Here is a 25,299-nt window from a genome sequence, read left to right on the forward strand (position 1 = left end):
CGCTAGCGGGCGATGCGCAGTTCAACGGATAGGCCACCGCCGTCGCGGGGGCTCAGGATCAGCTTCGCACCCAGGACTTCCGCCAATTGCTGCGCAATGGCCAGCCCCAGGCCGGTGCCGCCCGTGTCGCGGTTGCGCGAGCTTTCCAGGCGATAGAAGGGTTGCAGCACGGCATCCATTTCATGCGCGGGAATGCCAGGCCCCCGGTCCAGCACGAAGATCGACACGGGACCGCCTTCGGCAGCGTCCACACGGACTTCTGCCGCACCCGCGAACTTCAGGGCGTTGTCGATCAGATTGCCCAGCACGCGGCGCAAGGCGTGTGGACGTGTCGACAGCGGCCCGGCACTGTCGCCCGACAGGCTGACCGCCTTGCCGGTGTCCTGGTAGTCATAGACCAGGCTTTCCAGAAACGCGGCCAGCTCCACGCGCACGGGCGTTTCCACCTTGCCGTGGGCACTGCGCGCGTAGTCGATGCCTTCGCGGACCAGGCGCTCCACTTCGTTCAGGTCTTGCGCCAGCTTGTCGCGGTCGACCGAGGCGTCCATGAATTCCGTGCGCAGCTTCATGCGGGTGATCGGCGTCTGCAGGTCATGCGAGATGGCGCCCAGTATCTGCATGCGTTCGGCCACGTGGGCAGCGATGCGCGTTTGCATGGCGTTGAAGGCGACTGCGGCATGCGCGACTTCGGCGGGGCCGTGTTCGCTAAGCAGGGGACTCTTGGCGTTCGGATCCAGCGCTTCGGCGGCGCGCGCCAACCGCGTCAGCGGACGCACCGCCAGGCGCACGGCTAGCCAGGCGCAGCCGATCAGCAGCAGCAGTTGCACCGCCAGCACGACGCCCAGCCATGGTGCGGGGCGCATTGACGACAGATGGATGTCGAGGATCACGGGCTGCCCATCGGACAAGACGACGCGCGCCTGGATATGGCGGGGGTCGTCCGCCATGGCCCGTATCGTCGCGGGGCGGGCGTTGCCCAATGCTGCCTGGATGGACTGCGCGACGCTGCGGGCCGCATCCAGTTCAAGCGGTTGGTCTGCGTCGCCGTTGCCCAGCTGGTATTCGCGGTTGCCGCTGGACAGGCGAGGCAGCCAGGCAGGGCGTTCGGCAGCGGGCAGGCGGTCCAGGATGTCCATGGCGATGGCGACATCGCGTTCCAAGTCGCCCAGCATCATGGTTTTGGTGGTGCTGTAGCGTTCGTAGAACAACGACGCGAACGACAGGCCGTACGCCAGCAGCAGGCCGACGAGGAAGATCAGGAACAGGCGCGCGACCAGCGTGCCCGGCCAAGGGAAGCGGCGCGGGGCGGCGGCAGTCACTGGTCGGGTTCCGAGACGTCGACAGCGGCCGAGAACACATAGCCTTCGCTGCGCACGGTCTTGATGTACATCGGTTCGCGTGCGTCTTCGCGCAGGCGCTGGCGCAGGCGGCTGACCAGCAGGTCGATGGACCGGCCGAAGAAGTCGGCGTCGCGGCCTTGCGTCAGGTTCAGCAGCTGGTCGCGGTTCAGCACGCGTTGCGGATGGTCGAGAAAGACGCGCAGCAGCCGGTATTCGGCGCCGCTGAGCGACACGATGGTGCCATCGGCATCCAGCAAATGGCGCGCGGTGGTGTCCAGCCGCCAGTCGCCGAACGCGATCTCGCGGCCGGGCTCGGTCACCTGGAAGTTGGGCGGCAGCATGCGCGTGCGGCGCAAGATCGCCTTGATGCGCGCCAGCAGTTCGCGCGCGACGAAGGGTTTGACCAGGTAGTCGTCGGCGCCCATTTCCAGGCCGATGACGCGGTCCATGTCGTCGCTGCGGGCCGTCAGCAGCAGGATGGGAATGCGGCGGTGCTTGCCGCTGCGCAACTCGCGGCACAGCACCAGGCCGTCGTCGCCGGGCATCATGATGTCCAGCACGATGAGGTCGACGGACAGGCTTTCCAGCAGCGATCGCATCTGCCGGCCGTCGGCCGCCAGCGTGACGGCCAGGCCGTTCTTCTTCAGGAAGTTGCCGGCCAGCTCGCGTATTTCGCGATCGTCGTCGACGATCATGACGTGATCAACGTGATCCATCTGCGGATGCCTTTCTGGGGTGGGAGGGCGTGCCGTTCATGATACCGGGGGCAGGGGATCCCGGCGCGGGCGGGAATTGGTGATCAGCTGGCACTGGAATGGCTTGGCGGCTTCGGCGGTAAAGCCGCCGAACAGCAGCAACAGGACGGCAAGAAAGCGTTTCATCGGAGGGGCTCCACAGACTGCAGTGAACGGTTTATAGCGCCGCCCGAGCCGGGATGTGTGTCGTACTGTATACGCGCCAGCGGCGGATACATAAGCAGGAAAAACTGCGCCAATCGGGCACAAGCCGGATACGTGCCGCGGGTGCAATGGGGCCTCTTTCCAAAGGACACCCCATGGACCTGATCAACACCCCCATCGCCCTGCTGGCCGGCATGCTGACCATCGCGTCGCCGTGCGTGCTGCCTTTGTTGCCGGTGCTGCTTGGCACCTCGCTGGAACGTTCTGACCGGATGCGTCCCTTGTTTGTCGTGTCCGGCTTCGTGCTGGCGTTCGCTGGCCTGGGCATCGCGCTCAGCCTGCTGTCAAACCTGAATGCCTCGGTGCATGAAGCCGTGCGGTCCACCTCGGTGGCGTTGCTGGCGCTGTTCGGGTTGGTGCGGATCTGGCCGCAGCCCTATGACCGTCTGATCGCGCGCTTTGGCGGACCGTTGCAGCAGCTGGCGTTCAGCGCCGGCGGAGCCGGTAGCGGGAATGCGGGCGGCTTTCTGCTGGGGCTGTCGCTGGGCGCCGTGTGGACACCCTGCGCGGGCCCGGTGCTGGCATCGATCCTGGTGCTGGCCGCCAAGGCGCAGGACCTGACGCAATCCAGCACCTTGCTGCTGGTTTTCGCCATCGGCGCCGGCATTCCCATGCTGGCCATCGCCTATGGCGGCCAAGCCATCGCCGCCCGGGTACGCGGGCTGTCGCGCTACACGCATCGCTTGCAACAGGGCTTCGGCGTGCTGCTGGTCCTGACCGCGGCCGCCATCTATTTCCAGTACGACATCCAGGCCTACGCCTGGATCAGCAACCTTTTCAACTGACCTTTCTCCCCTGACCCCAAGGAGTCCGACCATGTTTGCTTCCATGAAGAAGATCGCGCTGGGCGCGTTGCTGGCCACGTCGCTGGCGGCGTCGGTGGTGCCGGGCGCCGCGCAGGCGGCCGCCACGCAGGCGGCCGCCACGCCGGTCCCCGCGCCTGAATTTACCGGTATTGAAAACTGGCTCAATAGCCCGCCGCTGACGTTGGCCTCGCAACGTGGCAAGGTCGTGCTGGTGGATTTCTGGACCTACACCTGCATCAATTGCATCCGCACGCTGCCGTACGTCACCAGCTGGCATCAGAAGTACAAGGACCAGGGCTTGGTCGTGGTGGGCGTGCACACGCCGGAGTTCCCGTTCGAGCGTTCGACGCCCAACGTCCAGAAGGCGCTGGAACGCTTCAAGATCACGTACCCGGTGGCGCAGGACAACCGTTATGCCACGTGGGAGGCCTATCGCAACCAGTACTGGCCGGCGGTCTATCTGATCGACAAGCAAGGCCAGATCGTCTACCGCCATTTTGGCGAAGGCAACTATGCCGAGACCGAGGCCGAGATCCAGCGCCTGCTGGCGCAGCCGGGCTAGGCCTAAGCCGCCATCTGCGCGGCGCACCAGTCGCGGATTTTTTCCAGCGCGGGCGGCGGCGTTTTGCCGTCCAGCGTCACGAACATGAATTCCGAACTCAGCGACAGCGGCGGCGACAGGTGCAGTAGCACCAGTTCGCCGCGGTCCAGCAGGGTGCGCGCCACCTGCAGCACGCCGAAGAACACGGCGTCCGTGCGGCGCACCACTTCCACCAGGGCGTTCACATCGTTCGATTGATACTGGATCGCATCGTAGAAGTGCGTGCGGTTGCCGAAGTATTCATTCAAGCGGTGGATCACGTCATTGCTCATCGCGCGGCCGCTGGCCGCCAGCGGGTACTTGCGCAGTTCGGCGAAGCTGAGCGCGTGGCGGTGCTCCAGCGGATGCCCCGCGCGGCAGACGAAGCCCAGCGGGGTGCGCGGGAACAGGTCCAGGTTCAGGTCGTCGTCCGGCGGGACCTGGCTACGGTGCAGGATCAGCGCGTCGACGGCGCCTTCGCGCAGTTCCTGCAGTTGCATGTCGGCGGTGCCACCGCTTAACTGAACCTTGATGGCGGGGTAGCGCTGCATCATGTGCTGCAGCAGGTGCACGGAGAGCATCGCCGTTGGGGCAGGGCCCAGGCCCAGGCGCAGGGTGCCGGCTTCGACGTTCGCCAGGATCTTGGCGCTGCGCCGCAGTTCGGCCAGCTCGACCCGCACCCGCCGCGCGCGGGCCAGCGCCAATTCGCCCAGGGCAGTCAGTGTCTTGTTCTTGCCGCGTTCCAGCAGCGGCCCGCCCAGCTCCTCTTCCAGCGCCTGGATGCTGCGGCTAAGCGCGGGCTGGGTCAGGTGCAGCTTGTCGGCGGCGCGACTGAAAGACTGGGTTTCCACGACGGCCAGGAAGTGGTCCAACTGCTGAAGATTCATGCGGCCTGCCAGAATTATTCATTTTGATTATGGAAGGTAAGCCGATTATGCATTGGACGGCAATTAGTGGCGCTCCTAAGATCGCTGCTCATCCGTCGCATTCCGACACCCGCCATTCAGTGAGCCGCCATGGTCCCGACGCTGTCATCCCGTTTTGCTGCCCCGGCCGTTTCGATCGGCCTTCTGCGGGGGGCGCTCTGCAGATTCATGGTGGCGGCAGGCCTGAGCGCCGCCGTGGCCGCGCCGGTATGGGCACAGGCTAGCTTTCCTGCCAAGCCGGTTTCCGTGGTGGTGCCGGTGTCGGCCGGCGGCGCGGCGGATGCATTGGCGCGCGCCTGGGCCAGCTATGTGTCCAAGGCGATCGGTGGCACGGTGATCGTTGAGAACAAGCCGGGCGCCAACGGCAGCATTGCCGCCGCCTTCGTCGCCAAGCAGCCCGCGGACGGTTATTCGCTGTTGTTCGGCAGCACGTCGAACATGTCCTTGAACCCGTTCTCGTACAAGACCCTGGCCTACAACCCCGTGCGTGACTTTGACCCGGTGACGATGATTGCCGGCACGTCGCAGGTGCTGGTGACGAATCCGGCCAGCGGCATCAAAAGCGTCCAGGACCTGGTCAAGGTGGCCAAGAGCAAGCCCGGCGTCTTGAATTACGGCTCGGCCGGGATGGGCAATTCGACGCATTTGAACGTGGCCTTCCTGGCGCAGCATTTCGGGCTGGACATGTCGCACGTGCCTTACAAGGGGGCGGCGCCCGCCATGATGGACCTGGTGGGCGGGCAGATCGATCTGACGGCGGATGCGCTCTCGGGGGCGATTCCGCAAATCAAGACGGGCAAGGCGGTGCCGCTGGTGGTCTTCGGTAGCCAGCGCGTGGCCGAACTGCCCGATGTGCCGACGATCTATGAAGTGGGCGCCACCGATTTTCCCAGCGACGGCTGGTACGGCCTGATGGCTCCTAAAGGGACGCCGCCCGCCGTGCTTGCGCGGCTGACTGAGGCCACGCAGAAGTTCTGGGCCGACCCCGATGCGCGGGCGCAGATGGCGCAGATCTACATGCTGCCGCCGGCCGAGTTCGGCGGGCAGGCCGTGGCGCAAGCCATGCAGCGCGAATCCGCGACCTGGGGGCCGATCATCAAGCGGCTGGGCATCCAGAACGATTGATCCCCGTCTCATCCCTTCAGCACCGCTGCATCGCCGGCGGGACGCCACGCATCGAGCCTTGCCCATGACCGACTTGTCTTTTCCTTCCGCCGCCGCAGCCATCGCCCGGCCCGCCGTCCATCTGCCCCGCAGCGAAGACTTCCTGCTGTGGCCGCCGTGCCTGCAGGCTTATGGCTACCGCATCGTCGACCAGTTGTTCGCTACCCGCAGCGTGGCGCGTGGCCCGGCGACGCGTGAATTGGAGCGCGGCCCCGAAGCGCGCGTGCAGTACGAGTCCGATGGTGTGCAGCGCGGCCTGCCGGAATTCATGGACCGCAACAACGTGGCCGGGCTATTGGCGATGCGCGAGGGGCGCGTGGTGCTGGAACGCTACGGCCTGGGCCTGCAGCCGCACGACCGCTGGTCCACGATGTCCACCATCAAGTCGGTGACGTCGCTGCTGGTGGGCGCGGCCGTGCAGGACGGCGCCATCCACAGCATCGACGACCCCGTCACGCGCTACCTGCCCGCCATGCAGGGCTGCGCCTACGACCAGGTGACCGTGCGGCACCTGATGACAATGTCATCGGGCATGGAATGGACCGAGGACTACACGGACAAGCAATCGGATGTGAATCGCTACAGCAAGTCGCTGGCGGACAAGGTGCCGGGCGGCGTGCTGGCGTTGCTGCGCGCGTGCCGGCGGCTGCATGCGCCGGGCGCGGTGTGGCACTACAACACGGGCGATACCTATTTGCTGGGCGCGCTGCTTTCAGCTGCCACCGGCATGACGCTGGCCGATTACCTGTCGCAGAAGATCTGGCAGCCCTACGGGATGGAGTTCGACGCCTTCTACACGCTGGAATCCGAAAACGGCCAGGAGATCGGCGGCAGCCGCGCCGGCATGACCTTGCGGGATCTGGGCCGGGTGGGCCAGTTCGTGCTGGACGACGGCGTGATCGGCGGCAAGCGGGTGCTGCCCGAAGGCTGGATCGACCAGGCCGGCGCCGTGGCCCATGCGGTGCCCGAAGCCTTCCATTCCGCCAGCCGCCAGGCGCTGGGGCTGACGGCGTATGGCTATAGCTGGTGGCTGCGCGATGACGGCGCGATGATGGCCATGGGCCATTCCGGCCAGCGCATCTACATCGACCGCCGCCACGCGCTGGTGGTAGTGCAGTTGGCCGCCTACCCGGAACCGCGCTACGCCAGCGCGAATGAACCGGATCGCGACGCGGAACTGAACAGCGTGATCGCGGCGATCCGGGACGCGGCCTAAGCGGATGGCCTAGCGGCCGGTGTCCGGGTAATTGGGCCCGGCATCATGGAAGCCGCCGTTGCTGTAGGGGTTGACGGCGCCCGGGTGGGGCGGGCCGCTGTTGCCGGGGGCGCAGCCGCCAAGCAGGAAAGCGGCGGCAAGCAGGGCGATCAGGTGCTTCAACGGGGAATTCATGGCGGTCTCCTGCGGCTGCCCCTCAGCAGGCGCGTAGCGTGCAGCGTATGCGGACGATTATAGGGCGGCGTCCGTCCGCCACCCCTTGCGCTTTGCCCACGGCCGATCGCACCGCTGCCGATATCCCTCCACGGCCGGGGAACTCGACGCTTGGAAGTAGGGATGTGGATATTCCGCCTGGCGCATCGCGTCATACATGCGCCGGCCCCACACGCACTGTGCTTGTGCCTGATCCCATAGCCGCGCCGCCTGTTCCGGCTGGCCGTGCTGCCACAGCGTCAGGCCATAGTCGGCCACGATTTCTTCGTTGCGCGGAATCTCGCGGTAGGACTCGCGCATCAGGCGCAGGCCTTCGTCCGTGTCGCCTCGCCGCGCCAGGATCCAGCCCAGGGTTCCCTGGTTGTACGGGTTTGCGCCCGTGCGGAGGATGGACTCGCGCACTTGCGCTTCGGCCTGGGGCAAAAAGTCGGGAAAGTCCGCCAGGTAGTAGGCGATTTCGTTGGCCAGGTCCGGGTCGTCGGGCTGCCGTGCGCGGCCGCGCTTGGCTTGGCGTTGCTGCAGCACCTGCGTGTCAGCCAGTGCAAGTTCCGGCATGCCCAGCAGGCGTTCCAGGTTCAGGCGGTCTTGCAGCACGGCCTTGGTGGGGCGTTTGAGCGATTCCGGGAAGCGCCACTGGCGGGCGCGCTGGACCCATTGCCGGGCCTGGTCTTGCTGGCCGACCATCAACAGCAGGTGGGCCAGGTCCAGTTGCTGCTGCGGGGTGTCGGCGCAGCGCATGGCGCTGATCAATTGCTCGGCGCCGTCCACATCCTTCTGCGCGAATTTGAGACTGATGGCGTCCAGTTCGGCAAAGCACGCCGCGTTGTCGGTGACCGCGCCCTCGATCGACAGGGATAAGGGGCTTGCTGGCATGTCATGGCTGAAGTAGGCCGTGGCGCCCTGGCGGGTGGTGTAGCCCAGGTCGACCCATTGTTCGCCCCAGCGCTGACGCAGCGTCAGGATGTACGGCCAGGCGGGCAGCGGCGCGTTGTCGCCGCTGGAATTCAGCTGGAAGAAGTGGCCCCACGCGCCGTCGCCCACGCGACGGATCAGCGTGAAGTCGGTGGCGGCGTGCGGCTGCTCGGTCCAGACCCAGGCGGTGCGGCCCTGGGCGTCGGTGACGCCGTGCAGGATGCCGTCATTGCTGGGGGTGTTCTGGATCGCGTCGGTCTTGCCGGTCAGGAACAGGCGGTACGGCGTGTTGGGGGCGGGCGCGATGGATTGCCTGTCGGGCAAGGCAAGCGTCAGGCTGCGGCCGTGCGTACCCACGCCATATTGCGGCATACCGGCAGGCGGAGTCGTCGAACGGACGGTGGATTTTTCAGGCGCGGTGGTGTCGGCGGCGTGGGCGCCCGGCGCCAGCAGCCAGAGGGCGGCGGCGAACACGAGCGCGGTGATCGGGGTGTGCTGCAAAGGGGTCATGGGGACTGCTTGGGGGGCCGCGGGAAGGTTCGCGTGGCCGGATTGTGCACGACAACGCGCGCCGGGGCGAATCCAGGCGCCGCTATCGACGCAGCTGTGCCTTGATGAACGCGTGGATCGCGCGTGTCTCGTCGTTGTCGGCGCCCACGTCGGCGTTGATCTGGGCGTGGTTGCGCGCAATGCCCACCAGTTCCGCCTGGCCGCCGTGCGCTTTCAGTAGGTCGGCATAGCGCTGCGATCGGCGGCAGGGATCGGGGCGCAGCGTCGAACACACGAAAAGGGTAGGCGGCTGCTGGCCGCGCAGTTGCGCGGCGGGCGACGCTGCCGCCCATTGCGCGGGATCGGCGCCAAAGGCCTCGTCGTAGAAGGGGGCGTGCGGGCGGGGCATGACGTCCAGCAGGTCGAACCCCGCGCCGTCCAGCACGACGCTGGCCAGCCAGGGCCGCGCGCCGGTGCGTTGCCGCATGGGCTCATCGGCGGCCAGCAGCGCCAGCAAGTGGCCGCCGGATGAATGCCCCATGACGATGAGCCGGTCCGGGTCGGCGCCCCAGGTGTGGGCGCGTTGGCCGATCCATGCCAATGCGCGGCCCAGGTCTTCGGCCTGCGCTTCGGGGCGTGCCTGCGGCATTAATCGCGTGTTGACCGACACGATGACATAGCCTTGCGGCAGCCAGTAGGCCAACTTGTTCTGGACGACCTCGGGCGCGGCCTTGTCGCCGTTCTTCCACGAACCGCCATGGACGACGACGAGCACCGGGGCGCCGCCGGGGGCGGGAGTTTCGGGAAGATAGACGTCGGCGATCTGGGCGGCATCCGGCCCGTAGCGCTGGTCCATCAGCGGGGCGGCCGATGCCGGCCCCAGCAGGGCGGCGGTCAGGAGCAAGGCTGGCAGCAGGCGGGGCGCAAGCATGGACGTCCGGGGCAGGAGAGGAGGCTGCTTACTGTAGCGCGGGACGGGCGCTCGTGGCGTGGGCTGCGCCCGGGGCCGGCCTGTGGCATGCTGCGGCCGATCTTCAACCCGCGCGACGACGCCTTTCCGCAATGCGAACCCTCCTGTTACGTGTGTGTGACCTGCTGCTGCTGGCCGCCGCCGCGGCGTCTTTCGGCGCCTGCCTGACCTCGATCCTGACGACCGACGCCTACGGCTGGGTGGTCCCCGACGCCCCATACGTGTACGGACCGCGCGACTTCTACGCTGACGCCGTCATGGCAGGCCTGGCCGGGCTGATCGCACTGATGCTGGCCGAACGCTTCCAGGCGGTGCGCCGGTCGCTGGCCGGGCGGCTGGCGGCGACCCTGGCCGCCGCGCTCATCGCCCTCTACCTGGCGCCGCCCGCGCCCGTGGTGTTCGGCAATACCTGGGCGCCGGGCGAGGCGACGCGCGAGCTGTTCCTGGCGCAGTGGCACCTGGTGCTGCCCCTCGCACTGGCCGTGGTGGCGTTCAGGGCGGTATTTTGGCGGTTGTGCGCCCGGCGCGCGGGCTAGGACAGCTTGCGTTCAGCCCGGTCGACAACCCGGGAATGTCGCGGAATTTCCCGTATTTGCGCTAGGATTACCGCGCAAATTCCCGCTGCAGTTTCCGCTCCCCTGGAGAACCCCTCGCATGACCTCCCTTGATTCGTTTGCCATCACCAAGAAGTGGCCCGCCGCGCATCCCGACCGCATCCAGCTGTATTCGCTGCCCACGCCCAACGGCGTGAAGGTGTCGATCCTGCTGGAAGAGCTGGGTCTGCCCTACGAGCCGCACCGCGTCAGTTTCGATACGCAGGACCAGTTTTCGCCTGAATTCCTGTCGCTCAGCCCGAACAACAAGATTCCGGCCATCCTGGATCCCAATGGCCCGGACGGCAAGCCGCTGGCGCTGTTCGAATCCGGCGCCATCCTGGTCTATCTGGCCAGCAAGACGGGCCAGTTCATCCCGGCGGATACGGCGGGGCGCTACGAAACGCTGCAGTGGGTCATGTTCCAGATGGGCGGCATCGGCCCCATGTTCGGCCAGCTGGGCTTCTTCCATCGGTTCGCCGGCAAGGAATACGAAGACAAGCGTCCGCGCGACCGCTATGTAGCCGAATCCAAGCGCCTCTTGGCCGTGCTGGACCAGCGCCTGGAAGGCCGCGACTGGGTCATGGGCGATGAATACACCATTGCCGACATCGCCATCCTGCCCTGGGTGCGCAACCTTGTCGGCTTCTACGAGGCCGGCGACCTGGTCGGGTTCTCGCAGTTCAAGAACGTGGCCCGCGTGCTGGAAGCCTTTGTGGCGCGTCCGGCCGTGGTGAAGGGCCTGACGATTCCGGCTGCCTGACGGCATGTGGATGGCTGCGGCCGCCTGATCCGGCGGCCGCAGCATGGCCCTTTCCGGGCCGCCTGATGCGGGTTTGCGAGAGATCAAACAAGCCCGCAGAAGTTATGCTTTTCGGTCATAAGCTTATTACTGAAAGGCGTAAGCTTCCTCCATAAGCTGGACAGGCCGTACGAACTCCCCGACGTGCACGCTGCCCAGCGGATACGGAGGGTAGTAATGAGGAAATTCGGGATCAAGGCGGTGGCCGGCCTGCTGGTGGCCGCAGGCCTGGCAATCGGCGGCGCGCAGCTGCTGACCGCGAATCGCAAGGTGGACACGGCCGCATCGGTCGACATCCAGGACCGGCGCCTGATCGAGGCCGGCGCCTACATCGCGCGCACGGGCGATTGCGTGGCCTGTCACAGCGTGCCCGGCGGCAAGCCCTTCGCGGGCGGCCTGGCGATGCAGACGCCGGTAGGCACCATCTATTCGTCGAACATCTCGCCTGACAAGCAGTCGGGCATCGGCAACTACGATTACGCTGATTTCAAGAACGCGGTGCAGCTCGGCATCCGCAAGGACGGCACGCCCCTGTACCCGGCCATGCCGTACCCGTCGTACGCCATCATGCCGGACGCGGACATCCAGGCGCTGTATGCGTACTTCATGTCGCAGGTCGAGCCCGTCAGCCAGCCCAGCGCCGATTCCACGATCCCCTGGCCGCTGAACATGCGCTGGCCCATGGCCTGGTGGCAACTGCTGTTCGCCGGCAAGCGCGACTTCGCGGCACCGGCCGGCGCCGATGAAAAGCTGGTGCGCGGCGCCTACCTGGTGGAAGGCCCCGGCCACTGCGGCGCCTGCCATACCCCGCGCGGCCTGGCCTATCAGGAAAAGGCGCTGTCGCTGGCCGACGGCGACGCCTTCCTGTCGGGCGCCGTCATCGACGGCTGGCGCGCCAAGAGCCTGCGCGGCGAAGCGCAAGGCCTGCAATCGTGGAGCGCAGAAGAAATCGTGATGTTCCTGAAGACGGGGCGCACCGACAAGGTCGCCGCGTTTGGCGCGATGGCCGATGTGGTCGAGCACAGCACGCGCTACTTCACGGACGGCGACCTGGCCAGCATCGCGGCCTATCTGAAGCAGTTGCCTCCGGTAGCGGGCAAGCTTGCGGCGTTCCCGCCCAAGGCCGACACCACCACCGCGGCTTTGCGCGATGGCCGCTACGATTCGCGCGGCGCGGTCATCTACATGGAGCAATGCGTGGTCTGCCATCGGGCGGACGGGCAGGGCATGCCGCGCATTTTCCCCGCGCTGGCGGGCAATTCGGCGGTCTACGCGCAGAACCCGCAGTCCATCATCCAGATCACGCTGGAAGGCGGCAAGATGCCGGCCAACGAGACGGACGCGATGGCGTTCGCGATGCCCGGCTTCAGGCACTTGAGCAACCAGGACGTCACCGACGTCATCAATTTCATCCGCACGGCATGGACGAACCAGGCGCCGCCGATCGCCGACAACGATGTCGCGCATATCCGCGATTTCCTGGCCAGCAAGAAGCCCAACATCGTCGCCGGAGGCAAGCATGAGTAAGCACACCCGAATCGCCACGCTGTTGGCGCTTGCCATCGCCGCCGGCAGTTGGATGGCCGCAAGCGCGGCGCCCGATACGCCGGCGCCGGGCGCGCAGGCCGGCGCCCGCAACACGTACGCGGTGATCGACAAGGACGGCAAACGCCTGCCCGACTACACGATCCCGTCGGATACGCAGATCGCCGGCGAACCCAACGCGGACCAGATCAACTACGGCAAGCGCCTCTTGAACGAAACCCGCCGCCTGCTGCCGCAGAACACGGGCGCCAGCATGAACTGCAACAGCTGCCACGTGCAGGAAGGCAAGAAGCCGATGGGGGCGCCGTACATCAATACGGTCAACACCTTCCCGCAGTTCAACCCGCGCGCGAACCGCGTGGTGTCGCTGGAAGACCGCATCAACGGCTGCTTCATGCGGTCGATGAACGGCAAGCCGCTAGAGAAGGATTCTGCCGAAATGAAGGCGATGATTGCCTACATGAAGTGGCTGGCCCAAGACGTGCCGCATGGCGCAAAGGTGCAGATCGAAAACGCCTGGCCGATCGATACCAAGCTTGTGCCCGATCCGGTGCGGGGCAAGGGCCTGTATGCGGCGCAGTGCGCGTCCTGCCACGGCGCCAATGGCGAAGGCAAGAAGGACCGCGCGGGCGACATCGTGTTCCCGCCGTTGTGGGGCGACGAATCGTTCAACATCGGGGCCGGTCTCGCGCGCACGTACAAGGCTGCGGCATTCATCCGCAACAGCATGCCGATGGGCGTGAACACGCACGGCAACTGGGGCGAGGGCGACGTGCTGTCCGACCAGGACGCCGTGGACGTGGCCGAATACTTCACCCACATGCCGCGTCCGGACTTCGCCGGCAAGGAGAAGGATTTCCCCAACGGCAAGAAACCCAAGGACTCGCGCTACTGAGCTTCTACAATCGGCCCTGTCATTCTTCCAGGAACCCGGGTCGCCATGGAACTGCGCCAGTTGCGTTACTTCGTCCGCGTCGTCGAGGCGGGCAGCATCGGCCGGGCGGCCATGTCCCTGGGCATGGTCACCTCGGCCCTTAGCCAGCAGATCAGCCGGCTGGAAGGCGAACTCTCGACCCGGCTGCTGCAGCGCAGCGCCAGCGGCGTCGTGCCGACGGACGCGGGGCTGGCGTTTTTCCGCCAGGCCCAACTGGCCCTGCGCCATGCCGACGATGCGGTGACGGCCGCCCAGCAGGCGCGGCTGGCCGGGCACGTCAGCGTCGGCCTGCCATCCACCACGGCGGCCATTCTGGGCGCACCGTTCCTGCAAGCCATGAACGAGCGCTATCCCGACATCCGCCTGCATCTGGTCGAGGCGCTGTCGGGCCACCTTGCCGACATGCTCAACGGCCGCTTGCTGGACCTGGCCATCGTGTTTCACGCCGAGTCCGCGCGGCGCTGGAGCATCATGCCGCTCCTGGACGAACCGCTGTACCTCTGCGCCCGGCGCGACATGCCGGGCGTGCCCGACGGCGACACGACGCGGCTGGACGCCATTGCGCATCTGCCGCTGGTGCTGCCCAGCGGCCGGCACGGCTTGCGAGCGCTGGTCAACAACGCGTTCCAGCAAATGGGGCAGACGCCGCGCGTGGTGGCTGAAGTCGATGGCCTGTCGTTGCTGATGGACGTGGTACAGCTGGGCAACGCCGCCACGATCCAGCCCAGTTCGGCCACGGCCCGCATTGCGCCCGGCCAGCTGCACATGGCGCGCATTGAAGATGCCCACCTGTTCCGCCCCAATCTGCTGGCCAGCCTGTCCGACGACGAGCTGTCACCTGCCGGTTTGGCTGCGCGCCTGGTGCTGGCGGACGTGTCGCGCACGCTGGCACGCGACGGCAAGTGGGCGGTGGTGGCCCTTCACGAATCGTGAACACCCATTGACGCCCGGCTGATATCGCAACCGCCACCCGCTGGGTACAGTCGGTCCCTTGATTCGGGGACGATGGCATGGTGGACGTCTTGGTGGTGGGAGGGGGCAATGCGGCGCTGTGCGCGGCCCTGATGGCGCGCGAGGCCGGCGCAAGCGTGATGCTGCTGGAAGCGGCGCCGCGTGAATGGCGTGGCGGCAATTCGCAGCACACGCGCAATTTGCGCTGCATGCACGACGCGCCGCAGGACGTGCTGACCGACGCCTATCCCGAAGAGGAATACTGGCAGGACCTGTTGAAGGTCACTGGCGGGCTGACCAATGAGCATCTGGCGCGCCTGGTCATCCGCGAATCGGCTACCTGCCGCGACTGGATGCGCCGGCATGGCGTGAACTTCCAGCCGCCGTTGTCGGGCGCGCTGCACGTGGCGCGCACCAATGCTTTCTTCATGGGCGGCGGCAAGGCGCTGGTGAATGCCTATTACCGCAGCGCCGAGGCGCTGGGCGTGCAGATCCGCTACAACGCCCCGGTCGACGCCCTGGAGCTTGAAGACGGCCGCTTCAAGGCGGCGCGCATCGGCGACGAACGCATCGAGGCGCGCGCCTGTGTGCTGGCCGCGGGCGGCTTCGAGTCCAACCGGGAATGGCTGCGCGAAGCGTGGGGCCAGAACGAGCGCGGCGAATGGCCGGCCGACAATTTCCTGATCCGCGGCACGCGCTTCAACATGGGCGTGCTGTTGAAATTCATGCTGGACGCGGGCGCCGACAGCATCGGCGACCCGTCCCAATCGCATTGCGTGGCGATTGATGCGCGAGCGCCCCTGTACGACGGCGGCATCTGTACCCGCATCGATTGCGTGTCGCTGGGCGTGGTGGTCAATCGCGATGCGGTGCGTTTCTACGACGAAGGCGAGGATTTCTGGCCCAAGCGCTACGCCATCTGGGGCCGCCTGACCGCCATGCAGCCTGGCCAGATTGCCTATTCCATCATCGACGCCAAGGCCATCGGCCGTTTCATGCCGCCGGTGTTTCCGGGCGTGCAGGCCGATACGCTGCCCGAACTGGCTGAAAAACTGGGCCTGGACCCCGCCACGTTCGCGCAGACCCTGGGCGATTACAACGCGTCCTGTCGGGTCGGCACGTTCGACCACACCGCGCTGGACGATTGCCATACCGAGGGCGTCACGCCCGCCAAGACGCACTGGGCGCGGCCAATCGACACCGCGCCGTTCTACGGCTACGCGCTGCGCCCCGGCATCACGTTCACCTATCTGGGCCTGAAAGTGGATGACACCGCCGCGGTGCGGTTCAACGACGTGCCCAGCGACAACCTGTTCGTGGCCGGCGAAATGATGGCCGGCAACGTGCTGGGCAAGGGCTACACGGCCGGGGTGGGCATGTCCATCGGCACGGCGTTCGGCCGCATTGCCGGCACCCGGGCCGCCGCCGCCGCGCGCGCCCAGACCCTTGCGAAGAGCACCCCATGAAGCAGCTTGAAGCCCTGGCCCGCGAGGCGCAGTCTTTTTCCACCCCGCATGTCGAGGCCGCGCCTGCCATGACCGAGCAGCCGGTGCGCTGGCTGGGCAAGCAGGCAAAGCCTCAAGCGGAATTGCTGACCGCCGACGAAACCGAAGTCGCCCGCGTCATGCAGATCTGCAACGCCTGCCGCTATTGCGAAGGCTTCTGTGCGGTGTTCCCGGCCATGACCCGCCGCCTGGAATTCGGCAAGGCCGACCTGAACTATCTGGCCAACCTGTGCCACAACTGCGGCGCCTGTCTGCACGCCTGTCAGTATGCGCCGCCGCATGAATTCGCGGTGAACGTGCCGCAGGCCATGGCCCGCGTCCGGGTGCAGACCTATACCGACTACGCCTGGCCCGCTGCGCTGGGGGCGTTGTACAAGCGCAATGGCCTGGCCTTGTCCTTGGCCACGGCAGGCGGCCTGGCGTTGTTCCTGGTGTTGGCGGTGCTGATGGCGGGCGGCCTGTTCCACGCGCCGATGGCCGGCAACTTCTACGCCGTGTTCCCGCACAACACGCTGGCGCTGATGTTCGGCGTGGTGTTCGGCTTTTCGATGCTGGCGCTGGGCGTGGGGGTCACGCGCTTCTGGCGCAACGTCAGCCCGGGGGCTGCGTCCGGCGCCGCGGTGGCAGAAGCGGCGCACGACGCGCTGCGCCTGCGCTATCTGGATGGCGGGCACGGCAAAGGCTGCAACAACGCGGACGACGCCTTCACCTTGTGGCGCCGGCGCTTCCACCACTTCACGTTCTACGGCTTCATGCTGTGCTTCGCGGCCACGTGCGTGGCGACGCTCTATCACTACCTGCTGGGGCAGCAGGCGCCGTATCCCTTGCTAAGCGCGCCGGTGCTGCTGGGCACGGCGGGCGGCATCGGCCTTCTGATCGGGCCGGCGGGGCTGCTCTGGCTGAACGTCAAACGGCATCCGGAACAAGGCGACGCGGCGCAAAAACCGATGGACCGCGGTTTCATCATGCTGCTGTTCCTGACCAGCGCCACGGGCCTGGCGCTGCTTGCCGGACGCGACGGCAGTGCCATGGCCTTGCTGCTGGCGATACACCTGGGCGTGGTGATGGCGCTGTTCCTGACGCTGCCCTACGGCAAGTTCGCGCACGGCATCTACCGGTCTGCCGCGCTGCTCAAGTGGTCCATTGAAAAGCGCCAGCCCAACAAGCTGCAACTGGGGTCCGATTGACCGGACCCGTCCCGCGCGGGCATGACGGCGTCCTTTGAAGGCGCCGCATTCAACAACAACCCAGGAGACTTCCATGTTCCGTACCCGACTGCTGGCGCGCGTTGCGCTGGCCGCCTGTCTGTCGCCGGCATTGCCGGCGGCGCACGCGCAATCCTTCCCCACCAAACCCATCACGCTCGTGGTGCCGCATTCGGCCGGCGGCACGTCCGACATCCTGGCAAGAACGGTCGCGGCCGAAGCGGCCAAGACGCTGGGCCAGACCATCGTCATCGACAACAAGGGCGGGGCCAACGGCACCATCGCCGCCAAGCAGGTGGCCTCCTCGGCGCCGGACGGCTACACCCTGCTGCTGGCTACCGCCAGCACGCACGGCATCAATCCGTCGCTGTACTCGCGCATCTCTTACGATGCGGTGAAGGACTTCAAACCCGTCACGCTCTTGGCGACCGTGCCGAACGTGCTGGTCATCGGTCCCAACGTCAAGGCCGCCAATGTGCAGGAGCTGATCGCGTACATCCGCGCGCAGGGCGACAAGACCAACATGGGGTCGGCGGGCGCCGGCACCCCGGGCCATCTGGCCGGCGAGATGTTCAAGAGCGCGGCCAAGCTGCAGTTCACGCACGTGCCGTACAAGGGCGGCAGCCCGGCCATCACTGACCTGATCGGCGGTCAGATCGATTTCATGTTCACCACCATTCCCGGCGTGTTGCCGCACGTGAAGGCGGGCACCTTGCGCGCGCTGGCCGTGACTTCGCCCGAGCGGTCGCCGGCGATGCCTGATGTGCCGACGATGGCGGAATCCGGCCTGCCCGGTTTCCAGGCGGTGTCGTGGCACGGCATTGTCGCGCCCGCGGGCACGCCGGATGCGGTGGTGTCCACGCTGAATGCGGCGCTGGGCGGCGCCTTGGCCGCGCCCGCCGTCAAGCAGCGCCTGATGGAAGAGGGCGCAGCCGCCTCCAACCTGAACACCGCCGCGTTTGGCACGTTCATCCAGTCCGAGATCGCGGCCTGGGCGAAAGCCGTGAAGGACTCAGGGGCAACGGCGAACTGACGCGGGGGGCGCAAGCCGCCTTTCTTCAACATGGCGCGCCTATCCCGGCCGAGCGTATTCGCATGCTAGGATGCCCGCCATGTTGACGACTCTGTTGTTCTCTTTGCTGACGGTGACGTCGGCGGATGCCGCCGTCACGTTCGACCTGAACTGCATGATCGCGGAAAAAGACGAAGGCGGAATGTTGAATTCCGCCGAACATTGCGCGCGCGTGGATGGTGACACGTTGGTGTTCCGCCCCGGCCTGTTGGGCCAGATGGATTTCGACGCCGATGGCTTGTCGCCGGTGTTCACGAATCGGTCCTGGTATTGGGTTCGGCCCGATGGCAAGTCGGCCGCCGTCATCACCTACGACAACATGGCAGACTATTTCGAAGACGGCCTGACGCGCGGTCCCTGGTCCGGCGGCATGGCCTATTACGATACGCAGCTCAACCGCGTGCTGGCCACCCCTTACGAATGGGTCGACCGTTACAGCGCGGGCCTGGCCGTGGTGTGTGAAGACTGCCGCAAGACCTTCACGCCAGACGGCGAACACAGCTTCATGTCGGGCGGCGAGTGGGGTGCGATCGACCGGCAGGGCCGGCTTGTCCTGCCGCTGCGGCCGGACGCGGCTTCCCTGATGCGCGAGGTCGAGGCGACGCGCGCTGCCGCCCCGACGACAACGCGATAGGCGCCGGGCCTGGAACTTGTACCGCAACTGCGCGAACGCGTCGCACAGGTCACTTCAGTCCGCGTTACCGCGCCTGCTACGCATCGCGCAGCGGCAGATACCCGTCGCCGTTGATCTCCAGCGCCATCGCTGAAATCAGCACGCGCTTCCTGTCCGGCAACGAGGTCTTCAGTTGGATCTGCTTGGCGGTCGGGATGCCCACGTAGTTCTGGTTGACGCAGGTGTTCTCGTTGACGGGCGCGGCTGGGCCGAACGCACGCTTGAGACACTTGACGCGGGGAAATGAGGCGGTCATAGGCCTGGGGCCGCGACGCGGCACCGCGGGAAAATGAAAGGCCTCAAACTCTAAAGGATGGCTGCGGCAGTGCCGGTGTCGATCTGCATCACGAATCGGAATTTCATGTCTTGAACGTGTTAGTCACTTGCCCATCACGCACTGCCCAGAAGCTTGCCGAGTGTCGCCATACCTTGTTCCAGGTCCACGCTCCACGGGTGGCCGTGATTTAAGCGCAGGAAATTGCCGAACGCGCCCGACGACGAGAACAGGGGTCCCGGCGCAATGCTGATGCCATGGTCCAGCGCGGCGCGGTGCACCTTCAGCGTGTCGATATGCGCGGGCAGTTCCACCCACACGAAGTAGCCGCCCGCCGGCCGGGTCGCGCGCGTGCCTTTGGGAAAGTAGCGGGCCACGGCTTGCAGCAGTTCGCCCTGCTGCAAGGCCAACGTCTGCCGGAATTGCCGCAGGTGGCGGTCGAAGCCGCCTTTTTCCAGATAGGCCGCGATGGCGGCCTGGGTCGGCGCGGCGGTGGCCAGGCTGGTGGTCAGCTTGTTGCGCATGATCTTGCGCGTGTAGCGGCCGGCCGCCACCCAGCCTACGCGATAGCCCGGCGCCAGCGTCTTCGAAAAAGACGAGCAGTGCATCACGATGCCTTCCTTGTCGAACGCCTTGGCCGGACGTGGCCGCGTTTCGCCGAAGTAGAGTTCGCCGTAGACGTCGTCTTCGATCAGCGCCACGCCGTGCTTGGTCAACAGCTTGACCAGCGCTTCCTTCTTGCTGTCGGGCATCAGGCTGCCCAACGGATTCTGGAACGTCGTCATCAGCCAGCAGGCGCGCGGGCGGTGCTGCAGGATGGCCTGCTCCAGCGCTTGCAGGTCGATGCCTTCGCGCGGATGCGTCGCCACTTCGATGGCATGCAGTTGATTGCGTTCCAGCGATTGCAGCGCGGCGTAGAACGTGGGGGATTCCACGATCACCGCGTCGCCCGGGTTCGTGACTGCGGCAAGGCTCAGGTTCAGCGCGTCCAGCGCGCCGTTGGTGATGATGATGTCGTCCACCGGCACGGACACGCCGTCGGCCAGGTAGCGCAGCGCGATCGCGCGGCGCAGCGCCGGATCGCCGGGGCTGAGGTCATCGATCGAGCCCCACGGATCCAGCCGCTGTACGGTGGACGCCATGAACTTGGCCAGTCGGCCGTAGGGCAGCAGCGACGGGCTGGGAAAGGCCGAGCCGAAGGGGATCATGTCGCGGCGCAAGGTGGCGTTCAGCACCTGCAGCACGTTGTCGCTGACGTCCACGGGGTGGCGGCCCGCGCTGGCGGTCGACAGCGCCTCGGGTTCGGGCAGGGCGCCATGCGGGTCGCGCAGCACGTAGTAGCCGGAACGGTCGCGCGCGCGAATCAGCCCGCGCGCTTCCAGCAGGTAATAGGCCTTGAACACCGTAGACGGGCTGACCCCGCGGCTGGTGCTGGTCTGCCGCACCGAGGGCAAGCGGTCGCCCACTTGCAGCAGGCCCGATCGGATCGAGGCAGTGATGTCTTCTGTCAGCCGTTCATAGCGCTTCATGGCAGGTCCTATTTGCGCGGTTCAGATAGCACGGGCAGCGTGTGCAGCGTGGGGGCCCTTTTTTCCGCCGGGCCGCCCCAAGGTAAAAAGCGCCCCCTCGGGGGGCAGCAAGCACGCGAAGCGTGTGCAGCGTGGGGGCATTTACAGCGACATACCAATGGCCCGCATGACCAAGCGCAGCGCGTAGGCGGTCACGCCCAGCGCCGCGACGCTGCCTGCCCAGATCAGCGCCAGCCACAACAGCCGGCTGCGCCACGACGGTAGCGGGTGAGAGGGGCTGTTCATCGCATTCATCAGTGGAACTCCTCGCCGGTGCGGACCTTGCCGCGGAAGACGTAGTACGACCAGGCGGTGTACATCAGGATAATGGGAATGATCAGCAAGGCTCCCACTAATGCGAAACCCAGGCTTTGCGGTGGCGCAGCTGCGGTCCAGATCGACACGTCAGGCGGGATGATCGCCGGCCAGATGCTGATGCCCAGCCCGCTGTAGGCCAGGAACACCAGGCACAGCGACAGCATGAAGGGCCCGGCGGCGGGCATGCCGCGCACTCGCCGGATCAGGTCGAAACCGGCGGCCGCCACCAGCACGGGCACCGGGAAGAACCAGAACATGTTGGGCAGGCTGAACCAGCGCTGCGCAATCTGCGGCTGCGCCAGCGGCGTCCAGATACTGAGCACGGCGATGACGGCCAGCAGCGCCAGCGTCAGTGGCCGCGCGATGTCGCACATGTGGCGGTGCAACCGGCCTTCGGTCTTCATGATCAGCCACGTGCAGCCCAGCAGCGCATAACCCGCCAGCAACCCCAGGCCCGTGAAGATCGAGAACGGGCTGATCCAGTCCCATGCGCCACCCTGATAGGCGCGGTCGACGACCGGGATGCCTTCGATGTAGGCGCCCAGCGTCACGCCCTGGAAGAAGGTGGCGCACACCGAGCCGAAGACGAAGGCGCGGTCCCAAAGCGGGCGATGGTGCTCGTCGGCCTTGAAGCGGAATTCGAACGCCACGCCGCGGAAGATCAGGCCCAGCAGCATGAAGACCAGGGGCAGGTGCAACGCGCTGAGGATGACGGAGTACGCAAGCGGAAACGCCGCCATCAGACCCGCGCCGCCCAGCACCAGCCAGGTCTCGTTGCCGTCCCAGACGGGCGCCACGGTGTTGACCATGACGTCGCGTTCATCGCGGTCGCGGATCAGCGGAAAGAGGATGCCGATTCCCAGGTCGAAGCCATCCATCACCACATACATCATCACGCCGAACAGGATGATGACGGCCCATATCAGTGCAAGATCGATGCCCATGGCCTCAGACTCCTGAATGCTTGCGTTGCGCGGGCTCGGTGCCCGCCAGGGTGGACGCGGCGGACAGCGGGCGCGACGGCTGGCGCGGTTCGCCCGGTCCGCCGGACAGCGGGGCGTGGCCCGGTGCGGGGCTGGGGCCCATGCGGATCAGGCGCAGCATGTACGACACGCCGGCGCCGAACACCAGCAGATAGACCACCACGAACAGGGCAAGCGTCAGGGTCAGTTCACCCAACCCGTGGGGCGTGGCCGCATCCGCCGTGCGCATCACGCCATAGACGATCCAGGGCTGGCGGCCGATCTCGGTGACGTACCAGCCAGCCAGCATCGCGATGATGCCCGACGGCCCCATCCACAGCGCAAACCGCTGCAGCGCACGCGACTCATACAAGCGGCCGCGCCACCGGGTCCACAGCGCCCAGCCGGCCAGCAGGATCATCAGCGTGCCCAGCCCGGCCATGATGCGAAACGACCAGAACACCACGGTCGCGTTGGGCCGGTCTTCGGGCGGGTACGACTTCAGCCCGGGGAACTGGCCGTCCCAGCTATGCGTGAGGATCAGGCTGCCCAGGCGCGGCACGTTCAGCGCAAAGCGCGTTTCTTCGCGCTCCATGTCGGGAATCCCGAAGAGCGTCAGCGGCACGCCCGCGCCCGGCTCGTTTTCCCAATGGCCTTCGATGGCGGCGATCTTGGCGGGTTGATGCTTGAGGGTGTTCAAGCCATGGATGTCGCCCACCACGGCTTGCAGCGGCGCAACCAGCAGCAGCATGCCCATCGCCATCGCAAACATCTTCTTCACGGCCGGGCTGCGGTCGCCGCGCAGCAGGTGCCAGGCGCCGGAGGCGCCGACCATCAGCGCAGTGGCCAGGAAGGCGGCGATGCCCATGTGCGCCAGGCGGTACGGGAACGAGGGGTTGAAAATCACGGCCAGCCAATCGGTGGGCACCACGCGGCCGTCCAGGATCTCGTAGCCGGCGGGTGTCTGCATCCAGCTGTTGGACGCCAGGATCCAGGTGGCCGACACCAGCGTGCCCAGCGCCACCATGACGGTCGAGAAAAAGTGCAGGCCCGGGCCCACGCGCGACCAGCCGAACAGCATGACGCCCAGGAAACCGGCTTCCAGGAAGAAGGCGGTCAGCACTTCATAGGCCAGCAGCGGTCCGGTGACGCTGCCGGCGAAATCGGAGAAGAAGCTCCAGTTCGTGCCGAACTGATAGGCCATCACCAGGCCGGACACGACACCCATGCCGAAGTTAACGGCGAAGATCTTGGTCCAGAAATGGTAGAGGTCGCGATAGACGGTTTTCTGCGTCCGCAGCCACAGGCCTTCCAGGACGGCCAGATAGCTGGCCAGGCCGATGGTGATGGCGGGGAAAACGATGTGAAAAGAAATGGTGAAGCCGAACTGTATTCGGGCAAGCAATAGCGCGTCGCTATCCATAGCGGTCTTCCTGACTTCGTCGCCGGCGCGAGGGTTCCGTCACAAGACGGCAGGCGCAGACGGGTGTTGAACCTGCACCACGAAGTTAGGATATGTGCGCTGATTGGTACAGATTCAGAATCTGAGAAAAAAAGCGGATCAGTTAGGGCGAATCCACGCGATAGCTCGCTCTTTCATAGGAAAAATGCCGCCAGCTCAGTTTTTCGGATTCGTCGACGTTACAAAAAAGACAGTACAGATAGCGGGGTGCGTCCCCTGATCCGCTCAGGCAGGGAAGGCAAGCCTTCCCTGCCGAGGGCTTAGCTTGCGCAGGCCTGCGCGGCCTCGTCGATCAAGCCGGCGACTTCCGCCGCGCGCGAGGCCAGCGAGGCATGGCTGGCATCCAGCGTGATCACCTTGCGGGCTTGCATCCGGTTGGCCATCCGCGTCTGGTTTTCGGGGGCGATCATGCGGTCCTGGCTGGATATCTGGTACCACGACGGCTTGTTGCGCCAAGCGGGCGTGGCGACGGTGTCGCCGAAGGTGCTTGCCAGCGGCGCCTTCTGAGTAATGCCCATGACCAGCCCTTCGTCGGCGGGCAAGTCCTGGCAGAAGCTTTCGTGGAACTTGTCTGCCCGGACCCACAGGTAGCCGTCGCTATCGGGGGCCAGATGGGGAGCGGCGGCGGGCAGGTGTTCCTGCGTGATGCCGCCGGGGCTTTCACCGGCATCCGGGGCGAATGCGGCGATATAGACCAGGCCCGCGACATTGGGCTGGTTGCCCGCGACGCTGATCACGGCGCCGCCATAGGAGTGGCCCACCAGCAGGACGGGCCCCTTCTGCTGCGCGATCATCTTGCGAGTGCGTTCGGCGTCATCCGCCAGAGAGGTCAATGGCATGTCGACGGCGTGCAGGTCCTGATAGCCCTTGCGCGACAGTTCCAGAATGACGCGGGCCCAATGGGCCGCACCGCCCCAGAAGCCGTGGACCAGGATGATGCTGGGTTTGCTGCTCATGATGTGTCTCCAGTGGGGCAAGAGCAACGATCATGCCCGGGAAGCGCGCGCCGCATCATCAAATTTCGCTATCGCGGCGCGCGCTTGCGAATGCCGGCAGGCGCGGCAATCGCCCACCTTGCCCGCTGGGCTACGATGGGGGCCCGCCCGTCGGAGCCACCCCCACATTTGGCGCAGGCCGTCGTCCTTCGCCGCAGAGACACCCGATCGTCATGAGCATTACCCAGAAGAAGGGCTCGTCCAATCCAGCCCAGGCTTTGCCGCACCGGATCCGCGATCAGCTGCGTTTCGATATCTTGACCGGCGCCTTGCCTGCGGGCACGCCGCTCAAGCAAGATGAACTGGCCGCCCGTTTCCAGGCCAGCCGCATCCCGGTGCGCGAGGCGCTGCGCCAACTGGAAACGGAAGGCCTGGTGGCGTATCCCCTGAACCGCGGCGCGGTCGTCATCCGCATGGACGTGGATCAGATCTGCGAGTTGCTGGACATCCGGATCGCGCTGGAAGGCTATGCGGTGCGCGCCGCCGTGCCGAACATGGCGCGGGCCGACCTGGAAGCCTTGGAAGCCCTGCTACGCGCCTACGACGAAGCGGATTCCGTGCCGGATCGGGTTGACGCGATACGCCGTTTCCACCTGGCTCTGTGCGCCCCGGCGAATAACACGCGCCTGCGCCGGCTGATCGAGGAGTACGGCCTGAACACTGCCCGCTACACCTACGAGGTGATGTCGCAAGCGGCGGGCATGGACAGCCCGCAGGCGGATCACCACCGCATCCTGGAGGCCTGCCGCAAGCAGGACGGCGAGTTGGCGGCAAGCCTGGTTCAAGCACACATTCTTGAGACGAAGAAGAACCTCGTCGCCATGCACCGCATGCGGCAAGAAGGCTGACGCTCGCGCGCTGCGGG

Annotated in this window: 27 protein-coding genes; 14 read left to right on the forward strand and 13 right to left on the reverse strand. The window is 66.3% G+C overall.

Going from position 1 to position 25,299, the window contains the following annotated elements:
- Window positions 1–2 precede the first annotated feature (2 nt).
- The 3 genes from AC3WMU_RS14805 to AC3WMU_RS14815 are packed head-to-tail and all read right to left on the reverse strand — an operon-like array spanning window position 3 to window position 2,221.
- Entirely contained in the window at window positions 3–1,319 is a 1,317-nt protein-coding gene (locus AC3WMU_RS14805; protein ID WP_492282581.1) for a sensor histidine kinase, read from the reverse strand.
- A complete protein-coding gene (locus AC3WMU_RS14810; RefSeq protein WP_006226135.1) occupies window positions 1,316–2,056 on the reverse strand; it encodes a response regulator in 741 nt (246 codons plus the stop codon). Before AC3WMU_RS14810 ends, AC3WMU_RS14805 begins: the two co-directional genes overlap by 4 nt.
- A gap of 36 nt (window positions 2,057–2,092) precedes the next feature.
- On the reverse strand, window positions 2,093–2,221 hold the full coding sequence (locus AC3WMU_RS14815) for a hypothetical protein (RefSeq protein WP_267880229.1): 129 nt from the start codon (window positions 2,219–2,221) through the stop codon (window positions 2,093–2,095).
- A gap of 173 nt (window positions 2,222–2,394) precedes the next feature.
- Between AC3WMU_RS14815 and AC3WMU_RS14820 the strand changes: the two genes are divergently transcribed.
- Both AC3WMU_RS14820 and AC3WMU_RS14825 read left to right on the forward strand, forming a co-directional pair.
- Entirely contained in the window at window positions 2,395–3,084 is a 690-nt protein-coding gene (locus AC3WMU_RS14820) for a cytochrome c biogenesis CcdA family protein (RefSeq protein ID WP_492282582.1), read from the forward strand.
- 31 nt (window positions 3,085–3,115) lie between these two features.
- On the forward strand, window positions 3,116–3,667 hold the full coding sequence (locus tag AC3WMU_RS14825; RefSeq protein ID WP_424625387.1) for a thioredoxin family protein: 552 nt from the start codon (window positions 3,116–3,118) through the stop codon (window positions 3,665–3,667).
- A gap of 2 nt (window positions 3,668–3,669) precedes the next feature.
- On the opposite strand, the gene AC3WMU_RS14830 is transcribed toward AC3WMU_RS14825, so the two are convergent.
- Entirely contained in the window at window positions 3,670–4,572 is a 903-nt protein-coding gene (locus AC3WMU_RS14830) for a LysR family transcriptional regulator (RefSeq protein ID WP_006226138.1), read from the reverse strand.
- 207 nt (window positions 4,573–4,779) lie between these two features.
- Here AC3WMU_RS14830 and AC3WMU_RS14835 point away from each other — a divergent pair, with 207 nt between their 5' ends.
- Window positions 4,780–5,736: a Bug family tripartite tricarboxylate transporter substrate binding protein gene (locus AC3WMU_RS14835; RefSeq protein ID WP_006226139.1), complete on the forward strand. Its 957-nt coding sequence runs from the start codon at window positions 4,780–4,782 to the stop codon at window positions 5,734–5,736.
- Between the two features lie 64 nt (window positions 5,737–5,800).
- Complete coding sequence (locus tag AC3WMU_RS14840; RefSeq protein ID WP_424625388.1) at window positions 5,801–6,991, forward strand: serine hydrolase domain-containing protein; 1,191 nt, start codon at window positions 5,801–5,803, stop codon at window positions 6,989–6,991.
- 9 nt (window positions 6,992–7,000) lie between these two features.
- Here the strand turns inward: AC3WMU_RS14840 and AC3WMU_RS14845 are convergent, their stop codons facing one another.
- The 3 genes from AC3WMU_RS14845 to AC3WMU_RS14855 form a co-directional block, all read right to left on the reverse strand.
- The gene (locus AC3WMU_RS14845; protein WP_006226141.1) at window positions 7,001–7,165 is read right to left on the reverse strand and encodes a hypothetical protein; all 165 of its coding nucleotides are present in this window, start codon (window positions 7,163–7,165) and stop codon (window positions 7,001–7,003) included.
- Between the two features lie 57 nt (window positions 7,166–7,222).
- Window positions 7,223–8,626, reverse strand: a complete 1,404-nt coding sequence (locus AC3WMU_RS14850; protein ID WP_424625389.1) for a tetratricopeptide repeat protein — start codon at window positions 8,624–8,626, stop codon at window positions 7,223–7,225.
- Window positions 8,627–8,708: 82 nt separating this feature from the next.
- Complete coding sequence (locus AC3WMU_RS14855) at window positions 8,709–9,536, reverse strand: alpha/beta hydrolase (RefSeq protein ID WP_424625390.1); 828 nt, start codon at window positions 9,534–9,536, stop codon at window positions 8,709–8,711.
- Window positions 9,537–9,667: 131 nt separating this feature from the next.
- Between AC3WMU_RS14855 and AC3WMU_RS14860 the strand changes: the two genes are divergently transcribed.
- The 9 genes from AC3WMU_RS14860 to AC3WMU_RS14900 all read left to right on the forward strand — a co-directional run bounded on the left by AC3WMU_RS14860 (window position 9,668) and on the right by AC3WMU_RS14900 (window position 18,816).
- On the forward strand, window positions 9,668–10,111 hold the full coding sequence (locus AC3WMU_RS14860; RefSeq protein ID WP_427939679.1) for a hypothetical protein: 444 nt from the start codon (window positions 9,668–9,670) through the stop codon (window positions 10,109–10,111).
- Window positions 10,112–10,229: 118 nt separating this feature from the next.
- Window positions 10,230–10,931 (forward strand): glutathione S-transferase N-terminal domain-containing protein, encoded by a 702-nt coding sequence (locus AC3WMU_RS14865; protein ID WP_006226146.1) that lies wholly within the window; start codon window positions 10,230–10,232, stop codon window positions 10,929–10,931.
- 216 nt (window positions 10,932–11,147) lie between these two features.
- Window positions 11,148–12,497 (forward strand): c-type cytochrome, encoded by a 1,350-nt coding sequence (locus tag AC3WMU_RS14870; protein WP_427939681.1) that lies wholly within the window; start codon window positions 11,148–11,150, stop codon window positions 12,495–12,497.
- Window positions 12,490–13,410, forward strand: a complete 921-nt coding sequence (locus AC3WMU_RS14875; protein ID WP_424626290.1) for a c-type cytochrome — start codon at window positions 12,490–12,492, stop codon at window positions 13,408–13,410. Before AC3WMU_RS14870 ends, AC3WMU_RS14875 begins: the two co-directional genes overlap by 8 nt.
- 45 nt (window positions 13,411–13,455) lie before the next feature.
- On the forward strand, window positions 13,456–14,382 hold the full coding sequence (locus AC3WMU_RS14880; RefSeq protein ID WP_427939683.1) for a LysR family transcriptional regulator: 927 nt from the start codon (window positions 13,456–13,458) through the stop codon (window positions 14,380–14,382).
- 77 nt (window positions 14,383–14,459) lie between these two features.
- Window positions 14,460–15,866: an FAD-dependent tricarballylate dehydrogenase TcuA gene (gene tcuA, locus AC3WMU_RS14885; protein WP_424626289.1), complete on the forward strand. Its 1,407-nt coding sequence runs from the start codon at window positions 14,460–14,462 to the stop codon at window positions 15,864–15,866.
- The gene (gene tcuB / locus AC3WMU_RS14890; protein ID WP_492282583.1) at window positions 15,863–17,092 is read left to right on the forward strand and encodes a tricarballylate utilization 4Fe-4S protein TcuB; all 1,230 of its coding nucleotides are present in this window, start codon (window positions 15,863–15,865) and stop codon (window positions 17,090–17,092) included. The genes tcuA and tcuB overlap by 4 nt, the downstream gene beginning before the upstream one ends.
- Window positions 17,093–17,165: 73 nt before the next feature.
- Window positions 17,166–18,143 carry a Bug family tripartite tricarboxylate transporter substrate binding protein gene (locus tag AC3WMU_RS14895; RefSeq protein WP_492282584.1) on the forward strand — a complete coding sequence of 326 codons (978 nt, stop codon included), beginning with the start codon at window positions 17,166–17,168 and terminating at the stop codon, window positions 18,141–18,143.
- A 79-nt stretch (window positions 18,144–18,222) separates the two neighbouring features.
- Window positions 18,223–18,816, forward strand: coding sequence for a hypothetical protein (locus AC3WMU_RS14900; protein WP_492282585.1), 594 nt, complete (start codon window positions 18,223–18,225; stop codon window positions 18,814–18,816).
- Window positions 18,817–18,892: 76 nt separating this feature from the next.
- Here AC3WMU_RS14900 and AC3WMU_RS14905 read toward each other — a convergent pair whose 3' ends face one another.
- The 6 genes from AC3WMU_RS14905 to AC3WMU_RS14930 all read right to left on the reverse strand — a co-directional run bounded on the left by AC3WMU_RS14905 (window position 18,893) and on the right by AC3WMU_RS14930 (window position 24,395).
- Window positions 18,893–19,111 (reverse strand): hypothetical protein, encoded by a 219-nt coding sequence (locus AC3WMU_RS14905; RefSeq protein WP_492282586.1) that lies wholly within the window; start codon window positions 19,109–19,111, stop codon window positions 18,893–18,895.
- Window positions 19,112–19,245: 134 nt separating this feature from the next.
- On the reverse strand, window positions 19,246–20,658 hold the full coding sequence (locus tag AC3WMU_RS14910) for an aminotransferase-like domain-containing protein (RefSeq protein ID WP_006226155.1): 1,413 nt from the start codon (window positions 20,656–20,658) through the stop codon (window positions 19,246–19,248).
- Between the two features lie 141 nt (window positions 20,659–20,799).
- On the reverse strand, window positions 20,800–20,943 hold the full coding sequence (locus AC3WMU_RS14915; protein WP_492282814.1) for a DUF2474 domain-containing protein: 144 nt from the start codon (window positions 20,941–20,943) through the stop codon (window positions 20,800–20,802).
- Between the two features lie 8 nt (window positions 20,944–20,951).
- Window positions 20,952–21,959, reverse strand: coding sequence for a cytochrome d ubiquinol oxidase subunit II (cydB, locus tag AC3WMU_RS14920; protein ID WP_006226157.1), 1,008 nt, complete (start codon window positions 21,957–21,959; stop codon window positions 20,952–20,954).
- 4 nt (window positions 21,960–21,963) lie between these two features.
- Window positions 21,964–23,400 (reverse strand): cytochrome ubiquinol oxidase subunit I, encoded by a 1,437-nt coding sequence (locus AC3WMU_RS14925; protein ID WP_088590698.1) that lies wholly within the window; start codon window positions 23,398–23,400, stop codon window positions 21,964–21,966.
- A gap of 299 nt (window positions 23,401–23,699) precedes the next feature.
- Complete coding sequence (locus tag AC3WMU_RS14930) at window positions 23,700–24,395, reverse strand: alpha/beta hydrolase (protein WP_006226159.1); 696 nt, start codon at window positions 24,393–24,395, stop codon at window positions 23,700–23,702.
- Between the two features lie 212 nt (window positions 24,396–24,607).
- On the opposite strand from AC3WMU_RS14930, the gene AC3WMU_RS14935 reads away from it, so the two are divergent.
- Window positions 24,608–25,282, forward strand: a complete 675-nt coding sequence (locus tag AC3WMU_RS14935; RefSeq protein WP_006226160.1) for a GntR family transcriptional regulator — start codon at window positions 24,608–24,610, stop codon at window positions 25,280–25,282.
- The last annotated feature ends 17 nt before the right edge of the window (window positions 25,283–25,299 follow it).

This window comes from Achromobacter sp. FW305-C-13 (genome assembly GCF_058783475.1).